Raw genomic sequence first — 18,107 nt, 5'->3', positions numbered from 1 at the left:
CTCAGTGATAGTGCCCCACCGGCCCTTTCAGTTCCCCAGGAGGTCGCTCATCAGAACCCGTTTGCGCAAAGACAAAGGCCGTGATCGCCTTTGAAAGACGATCACAGCCTTCTTGATAACAGAGTGTTCTCATCGACAAGGTCGCCGATTCCGCCGACGCAATCGAAGAACCCCTCTTCCCCCTGGGACCGCGGTCGACCCGCCCGCGATCCCAGGGGGGGAGAAGGAGAAGCGAAGGCTGAGGGCGTTGCTGGGCCGTCGGTGTCTCTCGATCATTACCGGCGATTTTCGGGCCCTGAGACTGCTACCTGCTCATGCTTATTGATGTTCTTGAGCCGATTCCGAACTGCAATCAGGTGGACGCTTCCCGACCGGGTCGCCACGGCGAGCAAGCCTCGTTCCGGGGAGAAGGCCAGCCCCATCGGACGGGCGACGCCCAGGTTGAGTGAGCCGGCCCGCAATGGGAAATGACCCAAGAGCCGGCGCGTAGCGGCGTCGATGAGCGTCAGGCCGGTGCTCCCTGGTAGGATGCATGCGAGGCATCCGCCGCGCTCGGCCACGGTCTTCGGCCAGGGGATGACGACGGCGTCGCGGTCCGGCGTGATCGCCGTCAGGATCGAGTCGTCGTCGGTCTCGGACAGGTGCGGTGCTTCGCTCTTTTGCAGGCTGGAGCGGCTGATGAGTACCGGCTTTTCCCAGTTGGCCAGGTCGACCGCGGCCATTTGATTGGAGCCGAGCAGGGTCACAGCCGCATGATTCCCTCGCGCGGAGAGCTTGATCCGCGCGGGGTCGTCGCCGGGTTGGTCGAACTCGAGGCGGCCGACGACCTGGGCCGGTGTGGCGTCCAGGTCGAATATTTCGAGTGCGGGGGCGGGGCGTTTCGGGTCCCCCTCCCCCCTGCCGGAGCTCAAAACCAGGGCGTGGCGGCCGTCAGGTGTGACGATCAGGTCATCCGGGTACATCCCTGCGGTGACGCGCGTGCCGATCGGCTCGCCTTGAAGGTCGAACGCCTGCCACCAGCCTGGCTTGACGTGCCGTTCGTCGCCTGACGGCCGGACCAGGACGTAGAGGCGATCCTGGGTCGTCCAGACCGCGACGGGCTTGCCCTCGAGCTCGATGTCGCGTGCGACTTCAAGTTGCTCAGTCTCGGTCACACGGTAGAGGACCACGCGATTGTATCGCGGGCAGGTGACGGCCAAAAGTTTGCCGCCGTCGGCATACGCCAATCGCTCGGTGCGCTGATGACCGGTGCCGACCCGCTCGACCTCGGTCAAGTCATAGGGACGGAGTTGGAGCTCCGAACGGCGGTTCGCCTGGGCGGCGAGTCCGTAGATTGCGGCCACCGCGATCAGGGCGAGGATCGGGATCAGGACCCAGGCGACTCGTCCGGACGGGCGGTTCTTGCGGAACGATACCTTTGGCTCGGTCCCCTCCTTGATCCGGACGATGTTCTTGCGATGTCGCACGACGAGGAGGCTGAACAACCCGATCGTCACGACGCTCATGGCGAGATGCTCCTGATTCCAGGGGTCATCGACCCGGACGAAGTAGACGGCCAGGAAGACCAGGCCCCCAAGCATTGAGGAGAACGAGACGTAGCGCGTCACGACCAACGTGAGCACGAACCCCGCGAAGGCGGCCAGGCTCGCCACCCAGTTGAGGGCGAGCAAGGCGCCCAGGCTGGTTGCGACGCCTTTCCCCCCCTTGAATTTCAAGTAGATGGGAAAGTTGTGCCCCATGATTGTCGCGAGCGCCACGAAGACGCCGAGCTGCGGCACCGTCTGCCCGGTGGCGCGGGCGACGGCCAATGGGAACAGGTACGTCGGCAGGAACCCCTTGGCGAGGTCGAGTAGGAACACGATGACGAAGAAGCGGAACCCGAGCACGCGGCCCACGTTGGTGGCGCCGATGTTGCCCGACCCCACCGTGCGGATGTCGACCCCGCGCGCCCAGAGCGCGGTGAGGTAACCGAACGGGATCGCGCCGATCAGGTAGGCGACCGGGATCGTCAGAAGTGCCAAGGAGGTCGAGTTCACTGGTCGCGTCCGATCTTCACTTTTGGCTTTTCCATGTCGCCCAGGAACGCGGCCCTGCGCGACTCGAAAATCTCGTTGGCGGTGGCGTAGTCGTCGTGCCGGCCGATGTCGAGCCAGTAGCAGTCTTGCCGGAAGCAATGCACGGGAGACCCTTGTTTCCTCATCGCTTCAAGCAGGGTGGGCATCGGCAAGGCTTGGCCCGGCACGAGGAAGTCCCAGGCGGACGGGTCGAGGATGTAGACGCCCATGCTGACCTGGAACGAATATTCCGGCTTCTCACGGTAACCGGTCAAGACGTGCGGGTCATCGGAGTTGTCGAACTCGAGGACGCCGAAGTCGATCCGGACTTCGCGCGGGTAGGAGGCGACCGTCGCGGCCGCTCCGCGCTCGCGGTGGAAGTCGTACATGGCGCCATAGTTCAAGGTGGTGAGAATGTCACCGTTGATCACGAGCACCGGTTCGCGGGGCCGATCGAGCAGCGTCAGGCCGCCCGCGGTCCCGAGCGGCGTGACCTCGCGGCGATAGTTGAGCTTGGTGCCGAACTTCTTGCCGTTGCCGCAGAAGGCCTCGATCAGCTCGGTCAGGTAGCCGGTGATGATCGTGACGTCGCTGAAGCCGAATCGGGCGAGCTGGCGAAGCACCACCTCGATGATCGGCATCGGATCATCTTCGCCCAGGGGCATCAGCGGCTTGGGAAACACGTGAGTGAACGGGCGGAGCCGCGTCCCCTTGCCACCCGCGAGGAGGACCGCTTGCATTGTGAGGGCTCCTATCAAAAAAATAAGGGCAGATCCCTACAAGAGAACTCAAACGCATTCTTTCCATCTTGTGGGACGGGAAAAATCGGTGGCCTTATCGTCGCACTTTCTTTGCGGTCGCCCGATTCCCGTGCGGGGTTCTTCGGGTTTTCGATCCGGCGACATCCTCGAAGACCTGGACCAGGCGGGCGACATGCTTGTCGAACGATTGGTCGAGGCCAAGCTGTACGGCATGCTCCGACATTCGTTGGCGCATGGCGTCGTCGGTCATGCGGTCGATGGCGCCGATCATTTCGCCGAGCGCGTCGGGGGCCGTCAGGATGTAGCCTTCGCGGCCGTCGGTCACAACCTCGCCGGCCCCGTTGCACGAGGTCGTGATCACGGGGAGTCCGCACGCCAGGGCCTCGAAGACGACCAGCGAGCAGGGATCGTAGTAGGTGGGCAAAACGAAGAAGTCGCTGGCCCAGAAGCAGGGGCGGATATCGGGGGTGTACCCCATCCAGTGGATCGTGCCGGCCAGGTCGAGGTTCTCGGCCATGCGGCGGAAGCGTGCGATCTTGCCGCCGCCACAGACGAGCAGGTGGACCGGGCGTGCTTGGGGATCGAGTCGTTTCCGCTCGGCCAATGACTTCAAGAGAGGCTCGAGCCCCTTGAGGGCGAAGTTGTGGCCGACGAACAGGGCGACCAGATCGTTCGGGGCCAGGCCGACCTTGTTGCGGAAGGCGCAGCGGTTGGCCGCGGGGTGATCGACCTGCAAGCGACCGGCGTCGATGGCGTTAGGGATGACATGAACGCGCGAGCGCGGGACATGGTGGTACTCTTGGAGATGCTCCTTGACCATGTTGCTGACGGCGATCACGTGCGCCTGGCGCTGGGGATCGTATTGCTTCTGTTCGATCGCCTGGTAGGTCCAGAACTTGGGATTGGCCAGCTTGCCCAGGCGATAGAGCGTGCGTTTGAAACCGGCGGGGAACCGCTTGGAGTTGGCCTCGAGGCTGCCGCGATGGACCCCTCCCTGAGGGATGATGACGTCGTGGTGCCAGGTGTTGATCAGGCCGACGGTGCAGTCGTACGAGGCCTCGCTGAGTGCCTTTTCCGAGTTCCTGGCGAAGCTGCGGATTCGGGCCGTGCGGGTCCGCCCATCCGCTGCCACGGGGACGCATTTCACCTCGGGCGGAAGCGCCCCCTCACGCCAGGACTCGGCGTAAAGGTCAACCTCGTGCCCCAACTGGATGAGGTGCTGGCAGAGATCGACGACGTACGTCTCGGCTCCGCCTCGCGTCGGGTCGACCCTCTGGAAATTCAGGGCCAAACGCATCGTCTTATGTCCCCCAGACCCCGGCCATTGTTTTTTGTTTCGTTTCGTTGGGATTGAAGATCGTCGGTATTCACGAATTGTTATGCGAAAAGTAACGCTCGGCCTTCATCCGGATCATGCGTGCCTGCCAGCCCGGTCGTTTCAACTCGAGTCGGCGTCGGTAGAGCACCCAGAACCGCATGACGTCGCGGTCGTTGATCCCAGGCACTCCGCGCGTCGAGAAGAGCAGTTGGCCGAGGTCCTTCCACCGCCAGCGATTGGGCCATAACCGGTGCTCTTGCGTGCGGTGCAGGTCGATCAGGGTCAAGCTCGGCAACTGGCCCGGCGCCTGATCCAGTGCGACGAAGAAGTGGCAGAGGTAGAGGTCTTTATGGAAGACGTTGGCCGCGTGTAGAGTCGCGACGATCCGGGCCATCTCGGCGATGACGCTCCGCTTCCAGGCCGCGAGGCTCGCGGGTGACTGGGAGGCCACCAGATCGGGCATGGCTTCGTTGAGTGCGAGGCAGCCGGTCAGTTCGGCGATCATCAGGAAGCTTTTCAAGGCGCCCCAAGGGCCGATCTGCTCGCCGGCTGCGACCACTTCGGGGACGGCGATGCCGAGCGCACGGACCCGTTCGAGGTGTGCCCATTCGGCCGCCGCCGGGGTATGCTTCCCCCGGGGGTGGATCAAGGCGCCGAGTCGCGCTGGCCAGGGGAGTTCGTAGTGCCGCTTCAGGTAGACCGGCAGTGGTCCTGACGGGGCATGGAAGACGACCCGGGCCGTCGATCGACCTTGCTTGGCATGCAGCCGATCGCGGCTCTCCAGGTCCATGACCTTGGCTTCAAGATCGGCCGGAAACGCCGCGCGGTGGCGTTCGGCGAACCAGGCCCAGCCGGTGCCTCGAACGAGTCGTTTCCAGAGCGTGCCGTGACTCATTACCGAATCCCCTCCCAGGACGCGGGCCGGCGATAGCGGTAGACCCTGACCCCTGCCCCTCCGTGCCCATCCCGCCGCTCGGGGAACTCCACGACCGGATCGGCCGCGTAGGCGAGCACCGCCCTCAGGGTTGCAGCGCGGCGGCTCTCGGCCGTCAGTTCGCCGGTCCCGACGACCACGTAACGCAACTGGGAATCGGTAAAGGCCTGGCGGACGTGCCAGTAGTCGTAGCTCCGCCGGCCCGAAACGAAAGCGGCCCAGCCTCGGGTGTCGAGCACCGCATCCGCCGGGTCTGCATGAGCGGCCAGCCAGCGGCCTGCCGCCCAATGTCCCCACCGACTCGGATGGATCGGCTTCGATTGGAGCTTCACTCCGGCCGCAACCAGGGTCAGCACGGCGGCCACACCGGCGACTCGCGCAAATCGAGGGCTCCACCTGAGCTTCAGGGCGATCCCGCGCATGCAGACAAACGTGCCGGCCGCCGCCCATGGGATCGACGCCACCACAAGTGTCAGCGTGTGACGATCGGAGAGATAACCCATCTTGAACGCGTGCCGGAACAGAACGAGGCTGAACAAGGCCAGGTAAACGGCAATGAGCCGAGGCCCCCACTGTGGCGGACTCGGTTCACCATCGACGTCGCGTGTTGGCAGAGACGTTTGGCTCGGCTCGCAGAGCTGCCGAATGAATCGAGCGCGGGCGACCCCCCAGACGGCGAAGATCGCGAACAAGCCGCCAAGGCATTCCGCCCACTTCAGGCCAAGTTGTGCGACGATCCCCGGAGCGGTCGCGATCGCCGGTTCTTCCGACTCCTCCTTGGGGGAGAAGTCCCACCGAGGGTCATTCAGTCCCGGAGGCAACCATTGCTTCGCCCTTCGGATTTGCGGTTGCCGTGGTCCCATGCCCATGCCTTGTCGCAAGGCGAGCTTTTCCGAGACCTCCCCCTTGAGCAGGGCGTAAGCGCCCACGATCATGAGGAAGGAAAGGCCGAGCGCGGACAATCGAGCCAGCGCGATCCGAGGTCGAGGGAGCGGGAGCGCCACTATTCCTCGGCGCGAGACCCAGGTCAGGGCGACTGCGAGCGGAACGATGAGAACCTCGGGTCGGGTTAGGAAGCCGAGTCCCGCGACGATTCCGCAACCCAACGGCGCTTTCCAACCGGTCGATCGGAGGCTGATCTCGCCCAGCCAGAGCGCGAGGAGTGCGGCGAACAGGGCGACGCTGTCGCTCAGGGTATCGTGACCGATCGCTGCTGGGAGCGGTAAAACGACGTAGATCAAGACCGCGACCAGCGCGATCCGAGCGTCGAACAGGTCGCGAGTCAGACCGAAGAGCGGAATGAGCAAGGCCAGCGAGGCCAGCGAGGCCACCGCTTGCGCGGCGATTCGCCAGGTATCGGGGCCGTTGCCGTTGATCGCGGCCACGATAGGTTCGCTCACCGCGACGAGGGCGGGATAGAGCGGGTGCTGGTCGGACCCCCGAATCACGTCGATCCAGGGCTTGCTCTGGAAATCGCGAGCGGTCCGAAGAAATTTCAAGCCGTCCTGGGCGGGTAGCAGCGACCGGGCGATGCCGGTGAGGTGCAAAGCGGCCGCCAGCAGAACGAGTGCGAGCAGACAGCGGCGGCCAGACATCGAGCGAGTTCCTCCTTGAACCCGAACGGCGCGACACGATCCATCGTCCGCGGGCCGCATATTACGTCCAGGTGTTCACACGGTCAATGGCAACCGAAGGGCGCGCCTGCACCTCGTTCCAGAGGTCCTCGACGCTCGCTTCCCAGGGGATTTCCGGCCTCCAGCCGGTCTGTTCCACGATCCGCCGGATGTCGGCGCGGGAGTCGCCGGGGCCGGCGCTGCCGGCGTGGACCGGGTCGATCGTCACCCGAACCCGCCCCCCGCTGAGCCGGTGGAGTTGCTCGAGTCCGTCGCCTACTCGCTGAGAACGGCCCGTCCCGACATGGTAGACGAGCCCGGGCCGGCCGTGCTGGGCCAGCGCGATTAAGGCGCGGGCGACGTCGCGGACGTCCACGAAGTCGCGCCTTGTGTCGAGACAGCCTACGCTCAATTCCTCAACGGCGGGATCGCTGAACTGGGCGGCGAATCGACCGAGCGACTGGGATTCGGGCGTTCCCGGACCGATCGGGTTGAAGATCCGGGCGATCATGACCTCGAGCGGCGGTTGGGCCGCGAGCCCGGCGCAGGTGGCCAGCCATTTGCTCACGCCATAAGGAGTCACCGGCCGGCAAGGGTGGCCTTCGCCGACGGGAAGATCGCTCTCGTCCACCGGCCCGAGCTCGGCCGCCGAGCCGGTCAGAATCACACGCACGGGGCGGCCCCGCTCGCGCAGGGCGTCGAGGAGCAAGGCCGTGGCCATGCTGTTGGCCTTGTAGAGTTCCGGCGCGGGGGCCGGCGGTGTTTTCCCCGCGAGGTGGAAGACAATGGAAGGGGCTGCCTCTTCGATCGCCGCTCGGACGCTTTCCGGGTTCGTCAAGTCGGCCTGAATGAAGGATTCAGCCGGCCAATCGGGAGGCCGGCGGCGACCGACCGTTACGACGCGGCCGCGCGATTCGTCGGGTCCGAGCAGGGCGTCGAGAAGTGGTCGGCCGAGAAAGCCGCTGGCTCCCGTCACCAGGGAGACTGGCACGAGTGATCGCTCGAGCATGCGTGCCTCGTCCATTGAGGTTGGCTCCCCCTGCTCTCTTTACAAGAAGCGTTTCGCGGCGGCGAAGACCCGGTCGGGGGTCAGGTCGCGCATGCAGCGGTGATGGCCGAGGGGGCACGTCGGTCGCTGGCAAGGTCCGCAGGGCACCGGGTGGAAGAGGTGGGCCGCGTGGGGATGATAGGTCCGTGTCCAGGCGATGTGCGTCGGTCCGAACAAGGTCAGCACGGGGACGTTGAAGGCGGCAGCGAAGTGGCGAGGGCCTGAGTCAGTCGTGATCAAGAGGGCCGAGCGACGGACGCAGGCCTTGCTCAGACCGATGCTCAACGACTCGTCGGCCAGGCTCACCACATGGGGGTGGTCGGCCTTGGCCGCGATCTCGCGAGCGGCTTCCCGTTCGCTGGGACCGCAAACGGCCAGAACCTTCGCACCCGACTCGAGCGCGATCCGGCGCGCCAGGATCCCGAAATATTCGGTGGGCCAACTTTTCGCAGGGCCGTAGGCTCCCCCCGTATTGAGGGTGACGACGGGCTCGCCACGACTGAGCCCCAACCGCGACCAGGCGAGGTCGGCGGCCGTCTCATCCGCTTCGGTCGTGAAGAGCTCGGTCCGTAAGGAATCGACTCGGCAATCCAGGCGCCGGACGATGTCCAGGTACGACTCGACGATCGGGACCGGCAGGCGTTTGCCCTTTGCGTCGACGGGGGTCGAGAGCCGATCGGTCAGCAGGAATCCCCGGCCTCCTCGGCCATAACCGATGCGCCGACGCGCCCCCGAGAGTCGGGCGACGAGCGCGGAGCGAAATGAACCAGGGAGAAGGACGGCCATGTCAAGTCGCAAGGCGCGGAGCTGGCCGATCACGGCGCGGGTCCGGAGTTGCGGGTCGCTCGACCTGGGATCGAAGAAGATGAGCTCGTCGAACCAGGGGGAACCGCCGAGCGTCGGGGCGACGTGAGGCTTGATCAGGCCGACGAGTGTGGCGTCGGCGAAGCTCCGTCTCAAGGCACGGATGGCGGGCGTGGCCATGACCGTGTCGCCGATCAGGTTCGGGCAAAAGACGGCGATCTTCATGGATGGCCATTCGCGCTCGGGGCCGCCACCGGCGCCTGCAGTCGCGTGGCGACGGCGGCGTGGAGCAAGGGGATCATCAACTCGTGGTGCCCGGTCAGGGCGATCCCTTGCGCTCCAGGGCGCTGCAAGACGTTGAGCAGGCCGCGATACTGCTGGTTGAAGTCGAGGTTCGCGGTCGTCAGGCCATCAAGTGAGCGTCCGAGATTCCGTACGATCGAGACCGCCTTCAGGAAGACCTCGGGCAAGACGACTGCGCTGCCGAGATTGAGCCAGACGCCGCCGGCAAGTTGGGCGATCAGGTTCGTGAGAATCCGGAAGTCGTCGAGGGTGGCCTTGCCCAGGGCCGCACCGTCGAGTTGGGGCGTCATGTGAACGATGTCGGTCCCAATCGCCACGTGGACCGTGAGCGGAATCTTTTTCCGCCGTGCCGCGACGAGCAGGCTTGCGTTCAGGCCCGGTCCGCCGCGTTCCAGGATCACATCCGCGAGTGCTGCGCCGAGGCCACACCCCTGCGTGGCCGCGCGCTCGCAGGCCCAGGCATAGAGGTCGGACGTCTCGCGGGCGAAGCCGAATGTCCCTGCCATCAGCCGGGGGCCGACGTCTTCGCTTGTCTTCCCGGCGATCGCCAGCTCGAGGTCGTGAATCGCGGCTGAGCCGTTCAGGGCCAGGCCGTCGAGCACCCCTCGCTCGACCCAGTCGATCAAATAGGGGGCGCACCCTGTCTTGATCACATGCCCCCCGAGGGCCGCCACCACGGGGCGGCCTGTCTCATGGGCGGTGACGATCGCGTCACGCAGTGACTTCAGCCCCTTCGCGGCCAGTTGGTTCGGCAGGCCGTCGAGCCAATCGGCGATCGTTGCTCCAGGTGCGACCGGTCGTCCCAGGTCGGTTAGCTGGACCTTGCTCGGCCGCTCCGACAACGCTTCATAGCGCAGCTCGTTCAGGTCGACGGAGTCAAGGTCCATAAGGGAATCCTTTCCCGGAAGGAGATTCAGCAAGGACGGTTCGAGGAGTCCGTTTGAGCCGGGAAACTATGGCATTATGCTTCTGACGGTCGTGATTCCCGACTTCTTGGACTCTCGTCCTCGTCATGTCGTGGTTCGCGTGTTCCTGGTGGTCCGAACGGCGCAAGCGCTTCATCGAGGATGGCTTGCCCCGACATGATCTCCAAGCCGATCCGGAGTGCGCGGAGCGGAACGGCTCCCAGGTTCGAGGCGCGAAGCTTCACCAAATCCTTCTGCGTGGTCAAGACCAGATCGGCCTTTAGGCCGCGGACCCAGGCGGTCAGGTCGGCCACGTCGGCGGCCGTATAAGAATGATGGTCGGGCCAGGTGCGGAAGCCGACGAAATTGCCGACGAGCGGCTCGATCGTTTTCCGGAACCCGTCCGGGTTGCCGATCCCACAGAAGGCGGCGACCGATCGGCCGGCCAGCGACGCGATGGGGGTCGGCGGCCCGTCGGCGTCCAGGAGGTCGAGCGGGGCGTGCCGGGCCTCGACCCAGCGCAACGGGCCGGCCCGCCGCTCGGCTTCCGCGCGAATCGAGGCGCGGGTCGATTCGGGGACGAGGTCCGCGCGTGAGAGCACGACCACCCCCGCACGCCTCAGCGAGCGAACCGGCTCGCGAAGCAGTCCTCGGGGAAAGAGCCAGCCGAGACCGAAGGGTTCGAGAGCGTCGAGGAGCACGATGTCGAGGTCACGCTTCAAGCGACGATGCTGGAACCCGTCGTCGAGGACGAGCACTTCGGATTCGATCTCTTCGACGGCCACCTCGGCGAGTCGAACTCGGTCCGCGCCTTGGAGGTGGGGGACGTCGGGGAGGTTCTCCTCGAGCACTCTCCCTTCATCGTTGATCCCGTCGTCCTGGCCGTACCCGCGGCTGAGAATCGCCACCCGAATCCCTCGGGCGCGATACCAGCGGGCGACCCACTCGACCATGGGGGTCTTGCCGGTGCCGCCGAGCGTCAGGTTGCCGACGGCGATCACGGGGACAGTCACGCCTTGGATGGCGGAACTTCCCCGGTCGTACCGCGCATTGCGAACGGCGACGGCCAGCCCATAGCCGGCCGCCGCCATTCGTAGACCGACACGGGCGAGACGGGCCCCCGGGCTGCGTGACTCGCCACGCACCAACCGGAGGAACGCCGCCTCGCTGAACCAACCCGTTGAGCGGCTCACGCTCCCATGGCGCGGATGATTGCCTTGGCCATCTCAAGGGTGCCCACGGCGGACGGGTCGTCACGGTGCGGCTTCATGTCGTAGGTGACGTCCTTACCTTCCTTGATCACCTTGGCGACACCGGCATCGAGTCGCTTCGCGGCCTCGACCTCGCCGAGATGCTCGAGCATCAAGACCCCCGAGAGGATCAGGGCGGTCGGGTTCATCTTCCACTGGCCTTTGTACTTGGGCGCGGAGCCGTGGGTGGCTTCGAAGACCGCTCCCGATTCGCCGATGTTGGCGCCGGGGGCGACGCCGAGGCCGCCGACCAGGCCGGCGCCCAGGTCCGAGATGATGTCGCCGTAGAGGTTGGGCAAGACGAGGACGTCATAGAGCTCGGGCTTCTGCACGAGCTGCATGCACATGTTGTCGACGATCCGGTCTTCGAACTCGATATCGCTGTATTCCTTGGCGACCTCGCGGCTCACCTCGAGGAAGAGGCCATCGGAGTACTTGAGGATGTTCGCCTTGTGAACGGCGGTCACCTTCTTGCGGCCGTGCTTGCGCGCGTATTCGAAGGCGTACTTGACGATTCGCTTGGTGCCGGAGATCGAAATCGGCTTGATCGAGATTCCCGAGTCGGGGCGGATCGTCTTGTTGTTGAGCCGTTTGATGTCGGCGATCAGCTCGGCGGTCTCGGGCTTGCCTTGCTCGAACTCGCAGCCGAGGTAGAGGTCCTCGGTATTCTCGCGGACGATGACGATATCGACCTTCGAGTTCGAGAAGAAGGTGCGCACCCCTTCGTACTGCTTGCAAGGGCGAACGCAGGCGTAGAGGTCGAGAGCCTGGCGGAGGTAGACGTTGACGCTACGGAAACCGGTGCCGACCGGGGTGGTGATGGGCGCCTTGAGGGCGACCTTGGTACGGCGGCACGACTCGATGACGCTATCGGGGACGGGGGTCCCGACTTTCGCCATGATGTCGACGCCTGCCTCCTGGACGTCCCAGTTGATCTGGACGCCCGTCGCCTCGATGCACATCCGCGCGGCTTCCGCCAGCTCCGGCCCGACGCCATCGCCGGGAATAAGGGTCACTTCATAAGCCATCGCAGGTCCGTCTCCCGCCGTGCGGTCCAGAGTTCGGTGTCGCAATATCGCGTCCACCCTTGATTTGGGCGTTGCGAACACCGTTCCAGTTGGGATATTCTAGTTGGGTCCGAAGCGACCAACGTATACCACACCCCGATGCGCCGTCAAGCAGCCAAACCGGTTGGTCGTCCCAGGCCAGGCCGCAACGTCGGAGCCTACTCACGATGATCTGCCCCCCCCACCCTCCCGCACAACTGGTTCAGGGCTGGATGGCCCGGCATCAGGATCCGACGAGCTTCGTGCTCCACATGATTGGGATCCCGCTGACGATCCTGGGGATCCTCATGATTCCGATCTATACCTACCTCTTCTCACTCCCCGTCTTTCTCTTTTCCGTGGTCCTTTTCGTCGGCGGTTACATGATCCAGTTCCTCGGCCATGCGCTGGAAGGAACGGACCCCGGCGAAGTGATCTTACTGAAGCGGAAACTGGGCTGGTCGTACGTGGATGTGGCTCCTCCGCGCAAGCCTCGCCAGGGGGCGGCTCGCTCGATTTGACGGAAACGACTGGTCGAGTTTGGCGATTTTCCGAATTTCAACGTTCTTGCAGGCATTTACGTATCTCGGCTGTCCCGTTCCAGCGGGGATGGGCAAGGTCCGCCAATTTGTGCGGACTATTGCGGAGGTTGGCCTAGGACAGGCCAGTTAAAATCCGTAGAATCCGCCCCATCGCTTCAAGTTGCACTTCTGCTACAACCGATCATTGGGAACAGGTCGATCGGACGAACTACCGTAATGGGCCTAGGGTCCGTTGCGGAGACAGTTCGCTCAGGGAAACGGCTCGACCCATATGCGGATGCAGTCATTTTCCCTGAAGATGGATCGACGGTTTGGCCATTACGAGGTGTCGGGGACCAAGGTGGTTCGGACGTATGGACGCGACCGGCTGCCGACCGCGGTGTGAAGGAACAGCGATCGAAGGACTCCGTTGCTGGGGCCTTCACCTTCACGACCCGGGACCACTCGTCACATGGCGATCTTAGTCAAGGACGGCCTGGCCATGCGATTGACGCGAATCAAGAAACGGCTCGCTCAGGCAGCAATGGTGGCGGCGGCCTGGGCCGCCTCCTCAGGCTGTCAGCGGCTTCCCTACATTGACCAATCGAAGGCCGTTCCCCATGAAAAGCTGGGGACGATCGGGGACGAGGACAAGGAAGTCACTCAGGCTCAGTTCCTCAGCAGTTCGATGGCGCTGCCGATGCCCAAGGTGCAGAAGCCGCGCACCACGAACGACCCTGAGGCACAAGAGATCTGGCAGCTTACTTTGCCCGATGCCATTCGGGTGGGTCTGGACAACTCCGAAGTTGTCCGCGTCATCTCACTGGGTGCTCAAGGCATTCCGGTCGGTGGCTTCGAGCCCACGCCGTTGAACAACGGGGCCGGTTCGGGCATCGCCAGCGCCCTTGGCGCCAGCCCGCTCCAGACCGTCTACGACCCCGCGATCCAGGAGACACAGATCGCTCAGGCGCTGTCGTCCTTCGACACCAACTTCACGACCAGTTTGCTCTGGGGGCATAGCCTCGCCCCGTTTAATAATGCGATCTCGGCCGGGACGATCGTCGGAGCCTCGCGGTTCCCGATCATCTTCGACCAGGACACTGCACAGTTCCAGACGGGCGTGCAGAAGCGGACGGCCACCGGTGCCCAGATCGGTGTGACGCATAACATTAGCTATCTCTATTCCAATAGCCCGACCAATGCGACTCCGTCGGCGTACACGACGAACCTTCAGTTGAGCTTGACCCAGCCCTTGCTCGGTAGTGCTCCACTGGCGGGGGGCCAGGCGGGGGCTCCGGTCGGTCTCGAGGCCAACCGGGCTCCGATCGTGATCGCCCGGCTCAATGCCGATGCCGCCGTCTGGCGGTTCAAAGCGGAGATCATGGCGTCGGTTCGTTCGATCGAACAGCAGTACTGGAGCCTCGCTCAGCAGCACGTCCAACTCTGGAGCAGTGAGAAGGCGGTCGAGCTGGCCGAGGAAATCAAGAAGCGTGAGGAGTCTGAGCTCGAAGTCGGCCGAGGCACCGTCGCCGACGTGGCCGAAGCGACCCAGCGGCTCGAACAGTTCCGGCTCGACCTGGTGACCAAGACCGCCGACGTCATCACGACTGAGCGGCAGCTTCGCAACATCCTTGGTCTTCCCCCGGCCGATAGCCGCCGGATCGTCCCGGTCACCGCGCCGACCGAGGCTCGGCTCGAGCCCGACTGGGATTCCAGCGTGGCCCAGATGCTCTCGTTCCAGCCCGATATCGTGACCCAGCAGATGGTCGTCCGGGTTGCCGAACTCCAGCTCCTGATCTCGCGGAACCAGCTCTTGCCGGTCTTGAACTTCAACGCCCTCTACCAGTTCAACGGGCTCGGTGCCGACCTCGATTCGGCTGAGTCGGTTATGACCGGGCGGACGATCAGGGCAATCGATCCCTTGGTCTCGCAGCAGCAGCGTGCCGCGGGCCTTGCAGCGTCGCCGGGCAACTACAACAATTTCCAGTCCTGGCAGCTTGGGTTCACGTTCCAGATGCCTTTGGGCATGCGAGCTCCCCTGGCGAACACCCGACAGTCGCAGTACGTCCTGCTGAAGCAGCGGGCCTACCTGCAACAGATCGTTCACCAGACGACCCACTCGCTCAGCCGGTTCTTCCTCGAAGTCGACGCCAACTTCAAGCAGTTCAAGACCGCCTCCCGGCTGCGAGCTGCGGCGGCCCAGCGGCTCGAGGCCCAGCGAGCGTTCTACGAGGAAGGCCGAATCACGATCGACCGCTACCTGGATGCCGTCAGCCAGTACGCCAGTGCTGTCGCTCAGGAGGCCCAGTTCAAGACGACCTACAACATCTCGATCGTGGCCCTCGAAGAGGCTAAAGGGACCCTGCTCGCCTACGACAACATCGCCGTGGCGGAAGGCCCGCATCCTCAGAAGGCCTACGTTCAGGCTCGCGACCAGCAAGCGGCCCACCGTCAACTGCCAGTGGGTGGGGACGGCAACTATGCACCGCGACCGATCACCGGACCGCCGGTTCCCGACCCGGTCCCGTCCATGGTCTCGCCCGGAGCCGAACCCGCTGGGCCGATTCCCCTGCTCCCGGCCCCGGTTGGCCCCCTCGGGCCGCCTCCGACGCCGGTGAATCCGACCGTGCCGGCGGGTGAGCCGCCGATCCTTTCGCGGTCGGCCCCGGCCCCTGGTCGGGCTCCTGTCGAACCGAACGTGATTCCTGCCTCGGCCACGACGTCGACGCCGGTCTCGGCCGCCGAAGCGGATAGCGATCTGCCTCCGCTTCCGGTACCCATCGACCTGCCGCCGCTGCCCCCTCAGTAAGCTCAAAGGGCGGAATCAAAGGAAACCATGCCGGGCCGGACCCTCTTTGGAAAAGAGGGTTCGGCCCTTGCTCATTTGACGCACTCTATCAAAGGCGCAGAGACGTGCCGACATTGGCCGAGGACCGAGCGCTGACGTGAGCCCCGAGCAGGTTTGGCCCTTCCGGAAAGTCCCCGCCGATTGTCGGAACTTTGTTGACCATGCCCTACCAACTCGATCAGAATAGGTCGCAATCCGGCTCGACCGTGCCCGGCGTGCGGACTCGGAACTGAGCGGCCTGGTCTGATCCTCGTTCTGGAAGGTCGATACGATGGAAGGCTCCCAAGGCTCTTGCGGCGGCAATCGGCGTCGATTCCTGAAGACGGCCGCGGCGGCCGGCCCGGTCCTGGCGGCGGCCGGCCCCATGCTGGCGGCCGATCCCAAAGCTTTTCCCATGATCACCCTGGGGAAGACCGGTCAAAAGGTCTCCCGGCTCGGGATGGGATCAAGCTGGACGGTCGAACCCAGCTTCGTCCAGGCCCTCCTCGCCTCCGGCGTTACCTATATTGATACCGCCGAAGGATACGAGAACGGCAAGTCGGAACGAACCATCGGCGCGGTGCTCCAGCGGACGGGCAAGCGCAAGGATGTCTTCCTCGTCACCAAGACGCACGCCCCCCGCAAGATCAGCGGCGACTTCAACGCGTCCGCCTTCTTCGAGAAGAAGGCCAAGGAGAGCCTCGAACGGCTCCAGACCGACTACATCGATAGTTACTTCATGCACGGCCTCACCGGTTCGCAAATTCCGATGCTCAGCGACTCGGCCGTGAAGGGGGCGTTCGAGCAACTGAAGGCGAAGGGCACGATCCGGTACGCCGGACTGAGCTGCCACGACGCCCAGTTGGTCGAGATCGTCGAGGCCGCCGCCGCGTGCGGCTGGATCGACCATATCATGATCCAGTACAACTACCGGACCATGGACCGCGACGAGCTCAAACGAGCAGTGGACAAGGCCTCCAAGGCGAACATCGGCCTGGTCGCGATGAAGACCCAGGGGGGGGCGAACGAGTTCAAGGGAGTCGGCGAATCGCCGAACCTCAAGGAATTCATCGCCAAGGGCTTCAAGAAGGAACAGGCCGCGATCAAGACCGTCTTCGCCGACGAGCGGTTCCACGCCGTGGTGAGCGAGATGACCAACCGCGACATGCTCCGTGAGAACATCGCGGCGACTCGCGATCCGATCACCGCGAAGGAGGCCCGGCTGCTCGAGGAGCATCGCGAGCGGACTTCGAAGCTCTACTGCCACGGCTGTGGCCACTTGTGCGAAACGGCCGCTCACGGCGTCCCCGTGGCCACGGTGCTCCGCTACCTGCGATACTACGAAGCGTACGGCAAGCGACAGGAAGCGCGGGCGCTCTACCAGGCGCTCCCCGCCGAAGCCCGTGACCTGGCCTCGTCCAATCTCGCGGCCGCCGAGGCAGCCTGCCCCTACGGCCTGCCCGTTGCCCAGCTCGTGCAGATTGCCGATCGCCGGATGAGCTGAGTCACGAGCGATTTTTTCGTCTGGGTGCCGCTCAAAGAGTTTGCGTGAGCAGGTGTCATGGAGGGGAGGTGCAGCCTCCCCTTCATGAGTCGGACGAATTTCTCGCACACTCTCGACTTGGAAACGGTACGTGACGGCAGACGAACGAGTGTTCGTCAACCGTCATCTTCATCATCCGTTTGATCTGGAGTGGGCGTCGGCATCGCGACGTCGTCAGGAACGGCGTAGGTCCCGTCGATCCAGCGTCCGAGATCGACCAACCGGCAGCGATCCGAGCAGAACGGAAAGCTCGGCAACTTGTCGATTGATTCGATCTCGTAGCTCTTGGAGCACGTTGGGCAGCGGGCCCGGATCATTTTCAAGAGGTCCCGTTACTGGACGCCTTCGGCGTGTCGGTCTTGGCAGGGGCTGGGGACGACGACTCCGACGGCTTATCGGCCGCCGCATGCTTCTTGTACGAGTCGCTGCGGTAGTCGGTTTGGTAGAAGCCCGACCCTTTGAAAATGATCGCGGCACCTCCGCCGATCTTGCGGCGGAGCTTGACTTCCTGGCATTGCGGGCAAACCGTCTGCGGGTCGGCCTTGATCGATTCGAACGCTTCGAATTCGTGGTTGCAGGCGTCGCAGATGTAGTCGTAGGTCGGCATCGGAGATTGACCTCGGTTCAATTCGTCAGGACTGGGCGGGCTTGACCGATACGGCGACCTTGGAGGGTCTCAGGACGCGTTCGCGAATCCGATAGCCTTTGCTCAGCTCGTTCACGACGGTCCCCTCGGGGTGGTTGGCGTCGGGCTGCTGGACGAGGGCGTCATGCTCGTTGGGGTCGAAAGGCTTGCCCAGGGCCTCGATCGGCTCGACGCCGTGTTTGGCCAGGGTGGCGAGCAATTGCTTGTGGACCATGTCCAGGCCTTCGTGAATCCCGGACGGAGCCGTTGCTTTCAGGGCGACGCTGGCCCGCTCGAGGTTGTCGATCCCATCGAGGAGGTCGCGTGCGAGCGAGCCGACCGCATAGACGCGGTCGGAATCGGCCTGTGTCTTGGATCGCTTCTGAAAGTTCAGAAACTCGGCGCGGGTGCGCTGAAGCTGGTCGAAGTACTCATCGCGCTGGCGCTGGACCTGGCCAAGGTCGTCGGTCGCCGATGCGTTGGGCTTGGGCTCGCCGTCGATGTCGTTTTCGCTCTGCTGTGTGGTATCGCTCATTGGGATATCCTTCTCGCGGA

15 protein-coding genes and 1 pseudogene are annotated in these 18,107 nt (G+C 64.4%); 3 read left to right on the top strand and 13 right to left on the bottom strand.

The features are described from left to right. Positions 1-275 precede the first annotated feature (275 nt). From plsY to SINAC_RS15150, 10 genes are all read right to left on the bottom strand, one after another. Positions 276-2,036, bottom strand: a complete 1,761-nt coding sequence (gene plsY / locus SINAC_RS15195) for a glycerol-3-phosphate 1-O-acyltransferase PlsY (RefSeq protein ID WP_015246528.1) — start codon at positions 2,034-2,036, stop codon at positions 276-278. Beyond that, positions 2,033-2,794 (bottom strand): sugar phosphate nucleotidyltransferase, encoded by a 762-nt coding sequence (locus SINAC_RS15190; RefSeq protein ID WP_015246527.1) that lies wholly within the window; start codon positions 2,792-2,794, stop codon positions 2,033-2,035. Before SINAC_RS15190 ends, plsY begins: the two co-directional genes overlap by 4 nt. Positions 2,795-2,888: 94 nt before the next feature. Beyond that, positions 2,889-4,112 carry a glycosyltransferase family 4 protein gene (locus SINAC_RS15185; RefSeq protein ID WP_015246526.1) on the bottom strand — a complete coding sequence of 408 codons (1,224 nt, stop codon included), beginning with the start codon at positions 4,110-4,112 and terminating at the stop codon, positions 2,889-2,891. 70 nt (positions 4,113-4,182) lie between these two features. Beyond that, complete coding sequence (locus tag SINAC_RS15180; RefSeq protein WP_015246525.1) at positions 4,183-5,028, bottom strand: lipopolysaccharide kinase InaA family protein; 846 nt, start codon at positions 5,026-5,028, stop codon at positions 4,183-4,185. Continuing rightward, on the bottom strand, positions 5,028-6,662 hold the full coding sequence (locus SINAC_RS15175) for a glycosyltransferase family 39 protein (protein WP_015246524.1): 1,635 nt from the start codon (positions 6,660-6,662) through the stop codon (positions 5,028-5,030). The genes SINAC_RS15180 and SINAC_RS15175 overlap by 1 nt, the downstream gene beginning before the upstream one ends. 61 nt (positions 6,663-6,723) lie before the next feature. After that, positions 6,724-7,704 carry an NAD-dependent epimerase/dehydratase family protein gene (locus tag SINAC_RS15170; protein ID WP_015246523.1) on the bottom strand — a complete coding sequence of 327 codons (981 nt, stop codon included), beginning with the start codon at positions 7,702-7,704 and terminating at the stop codon, positions 6,724-6,726. Positions 7,705-7,728: 24 nt separating this feature from the next. After that, positions 7,729-8,757: a lipopolysaccharide heptosyltransferase II gene (waaF, locus tag SINAC_RS15165; RefSeq protein WP_015246522.1), complete on the bottom strand. Its 1,029-nt coding sequence runs from the start codon at positions 8,755-8,757 to the stop codon at positions 7,729-7,731. Then, the gene (locus SINAC_RS15160; RefSeq protein WP_015246521.1) at positions 8,754-9,722 is read right to left on the bottom strand and encodes a hypothetical protein; all 969 of its coding nucleotides are present in this window, start codon (positions 9,720-9,722) and stop codon (positions 8,754-8,756) included. Before SINAC_RS15160 ends, waaF begins: the two co-directional genes overlap by 4 nt. 74 nt (positions 9,723-9,796) lie before the next feature. After that, entirely contained in the window at positions 9,797-10,933 is a 1,137-nt protein-coding gene (gene lpxK, locus SINAC_RS15155; RefSeq protein WP_015246520.1) for a tetraacyldisaccharide 4'-kinase, read from the bottom strand. Then, positions 10,930-12,018, bottom strand: a complete 1,089-nt coding sequence (locus tag SINAC_RS15150; protein WP_015246519.1) for an isocitrate/isopropylmalate dehydrogenase family protein — start codon at positions 12,016-12,018, stop codon at positions 10,930-10,932. Before SINAC_RS15150 ends, lpxK begins: the two co-directional genes overlap by 4 nt. A gap of 206 nt (positions 12,019-12,224) precedes the next feature. On the opposite strand from SINAC_RS15150, the gene SINAC_RS15145 reads away from it, so the two are divergent. From SINAC_RS15145 to SINAC_RS15135, 3 genes are all read left to right on the top strand, one after another. Then, complete coding sequence (locus tag SINAC_RS15145; protein ID WP_015246518.1) at positions 12,225-12,557, top strand: Mpo1-like protein; 333 nt, start codon at positions 12,225-12,227, stop codon at positions 12,555-12,557. 472 nt (positions 12,558-13,029) lie between these two features. Then, positions 13,030-15,366 (top strand): TolC family protein, encoded by a 2,337-nt coding sequence (locus SINAC_RS15140; protein ID WP_015246517.1) that lies wholly within the window; start codon positions 13,030-13,032, stop codon positions 15,364-15,366. Positions 15,367-15,676: 310 nt separating this feature from the next. Further along, positions 15,677-16,888, top strand: coding sequence for an aldo/keto reductase (locus SINAC_RS15135; RefSeq protein WP_015246516.1), 1,212 nt, complete (start codon positions 15,677-15,679; stop codon positions 16,886-16,888). 155 nt (positions 16,889-17,043) lie between these two features. Here the strand turns inward: SINAC_RS15135 and SINAC_RS15130 are convergent, their stop codons facing one another. The 3 genes and pseudogenes from SINAC_RS15130 to grpE form a co-directional block, all read right to left on the bottom strand. Then, positions 17,044-17,244 carry a DNA gyrase inhibitor YacG gene (locus SINAC_RS15130; RefSeq protein WP_015246515.1) on the bottom strand — a complete coding sequence of 67 codons (201 nt, stop codon included), beginning with the start codon at positions 17,242-17,244 and terminating at the stop codon, positions 17,044-17,046. 2 nt (positions 17,245-17,246) lie between these two features. After that, entirely contained in the window at positions 17,247-17,534 is a 288-nt protein-coding gene (locus SINAC_RS15125) for an FmdB family zinc ribbon protein (protein WP_015246514.1), read from the bottom strand. Between the two features lie 25 nt (positions 17,535-17,559). Further along, a pseudogene (gene grpE / locus SINAC_RS15120) lies at positions 17,560-18,099 on the bottom strand (nucleotide exchange factor GrpE); the annotation flags it as partial. Between the last annotated feature and the right edge of the window lie 8 nt (positions 18,100-18,107).

This window comes from Singulisphaera acidiphila DSM 18658, from assembly GCF_000242455.2.
Taxonomy (GTDB): Bacteria; Planctomycetota; Planctomycetia; order Isosphaerales; family Isosphaeraceae; genus Singulisphaera; species Singulisphaera acidiphila.
This window is presented reverse-complemented; position numbering and strand designations above follow the sequence as displayed.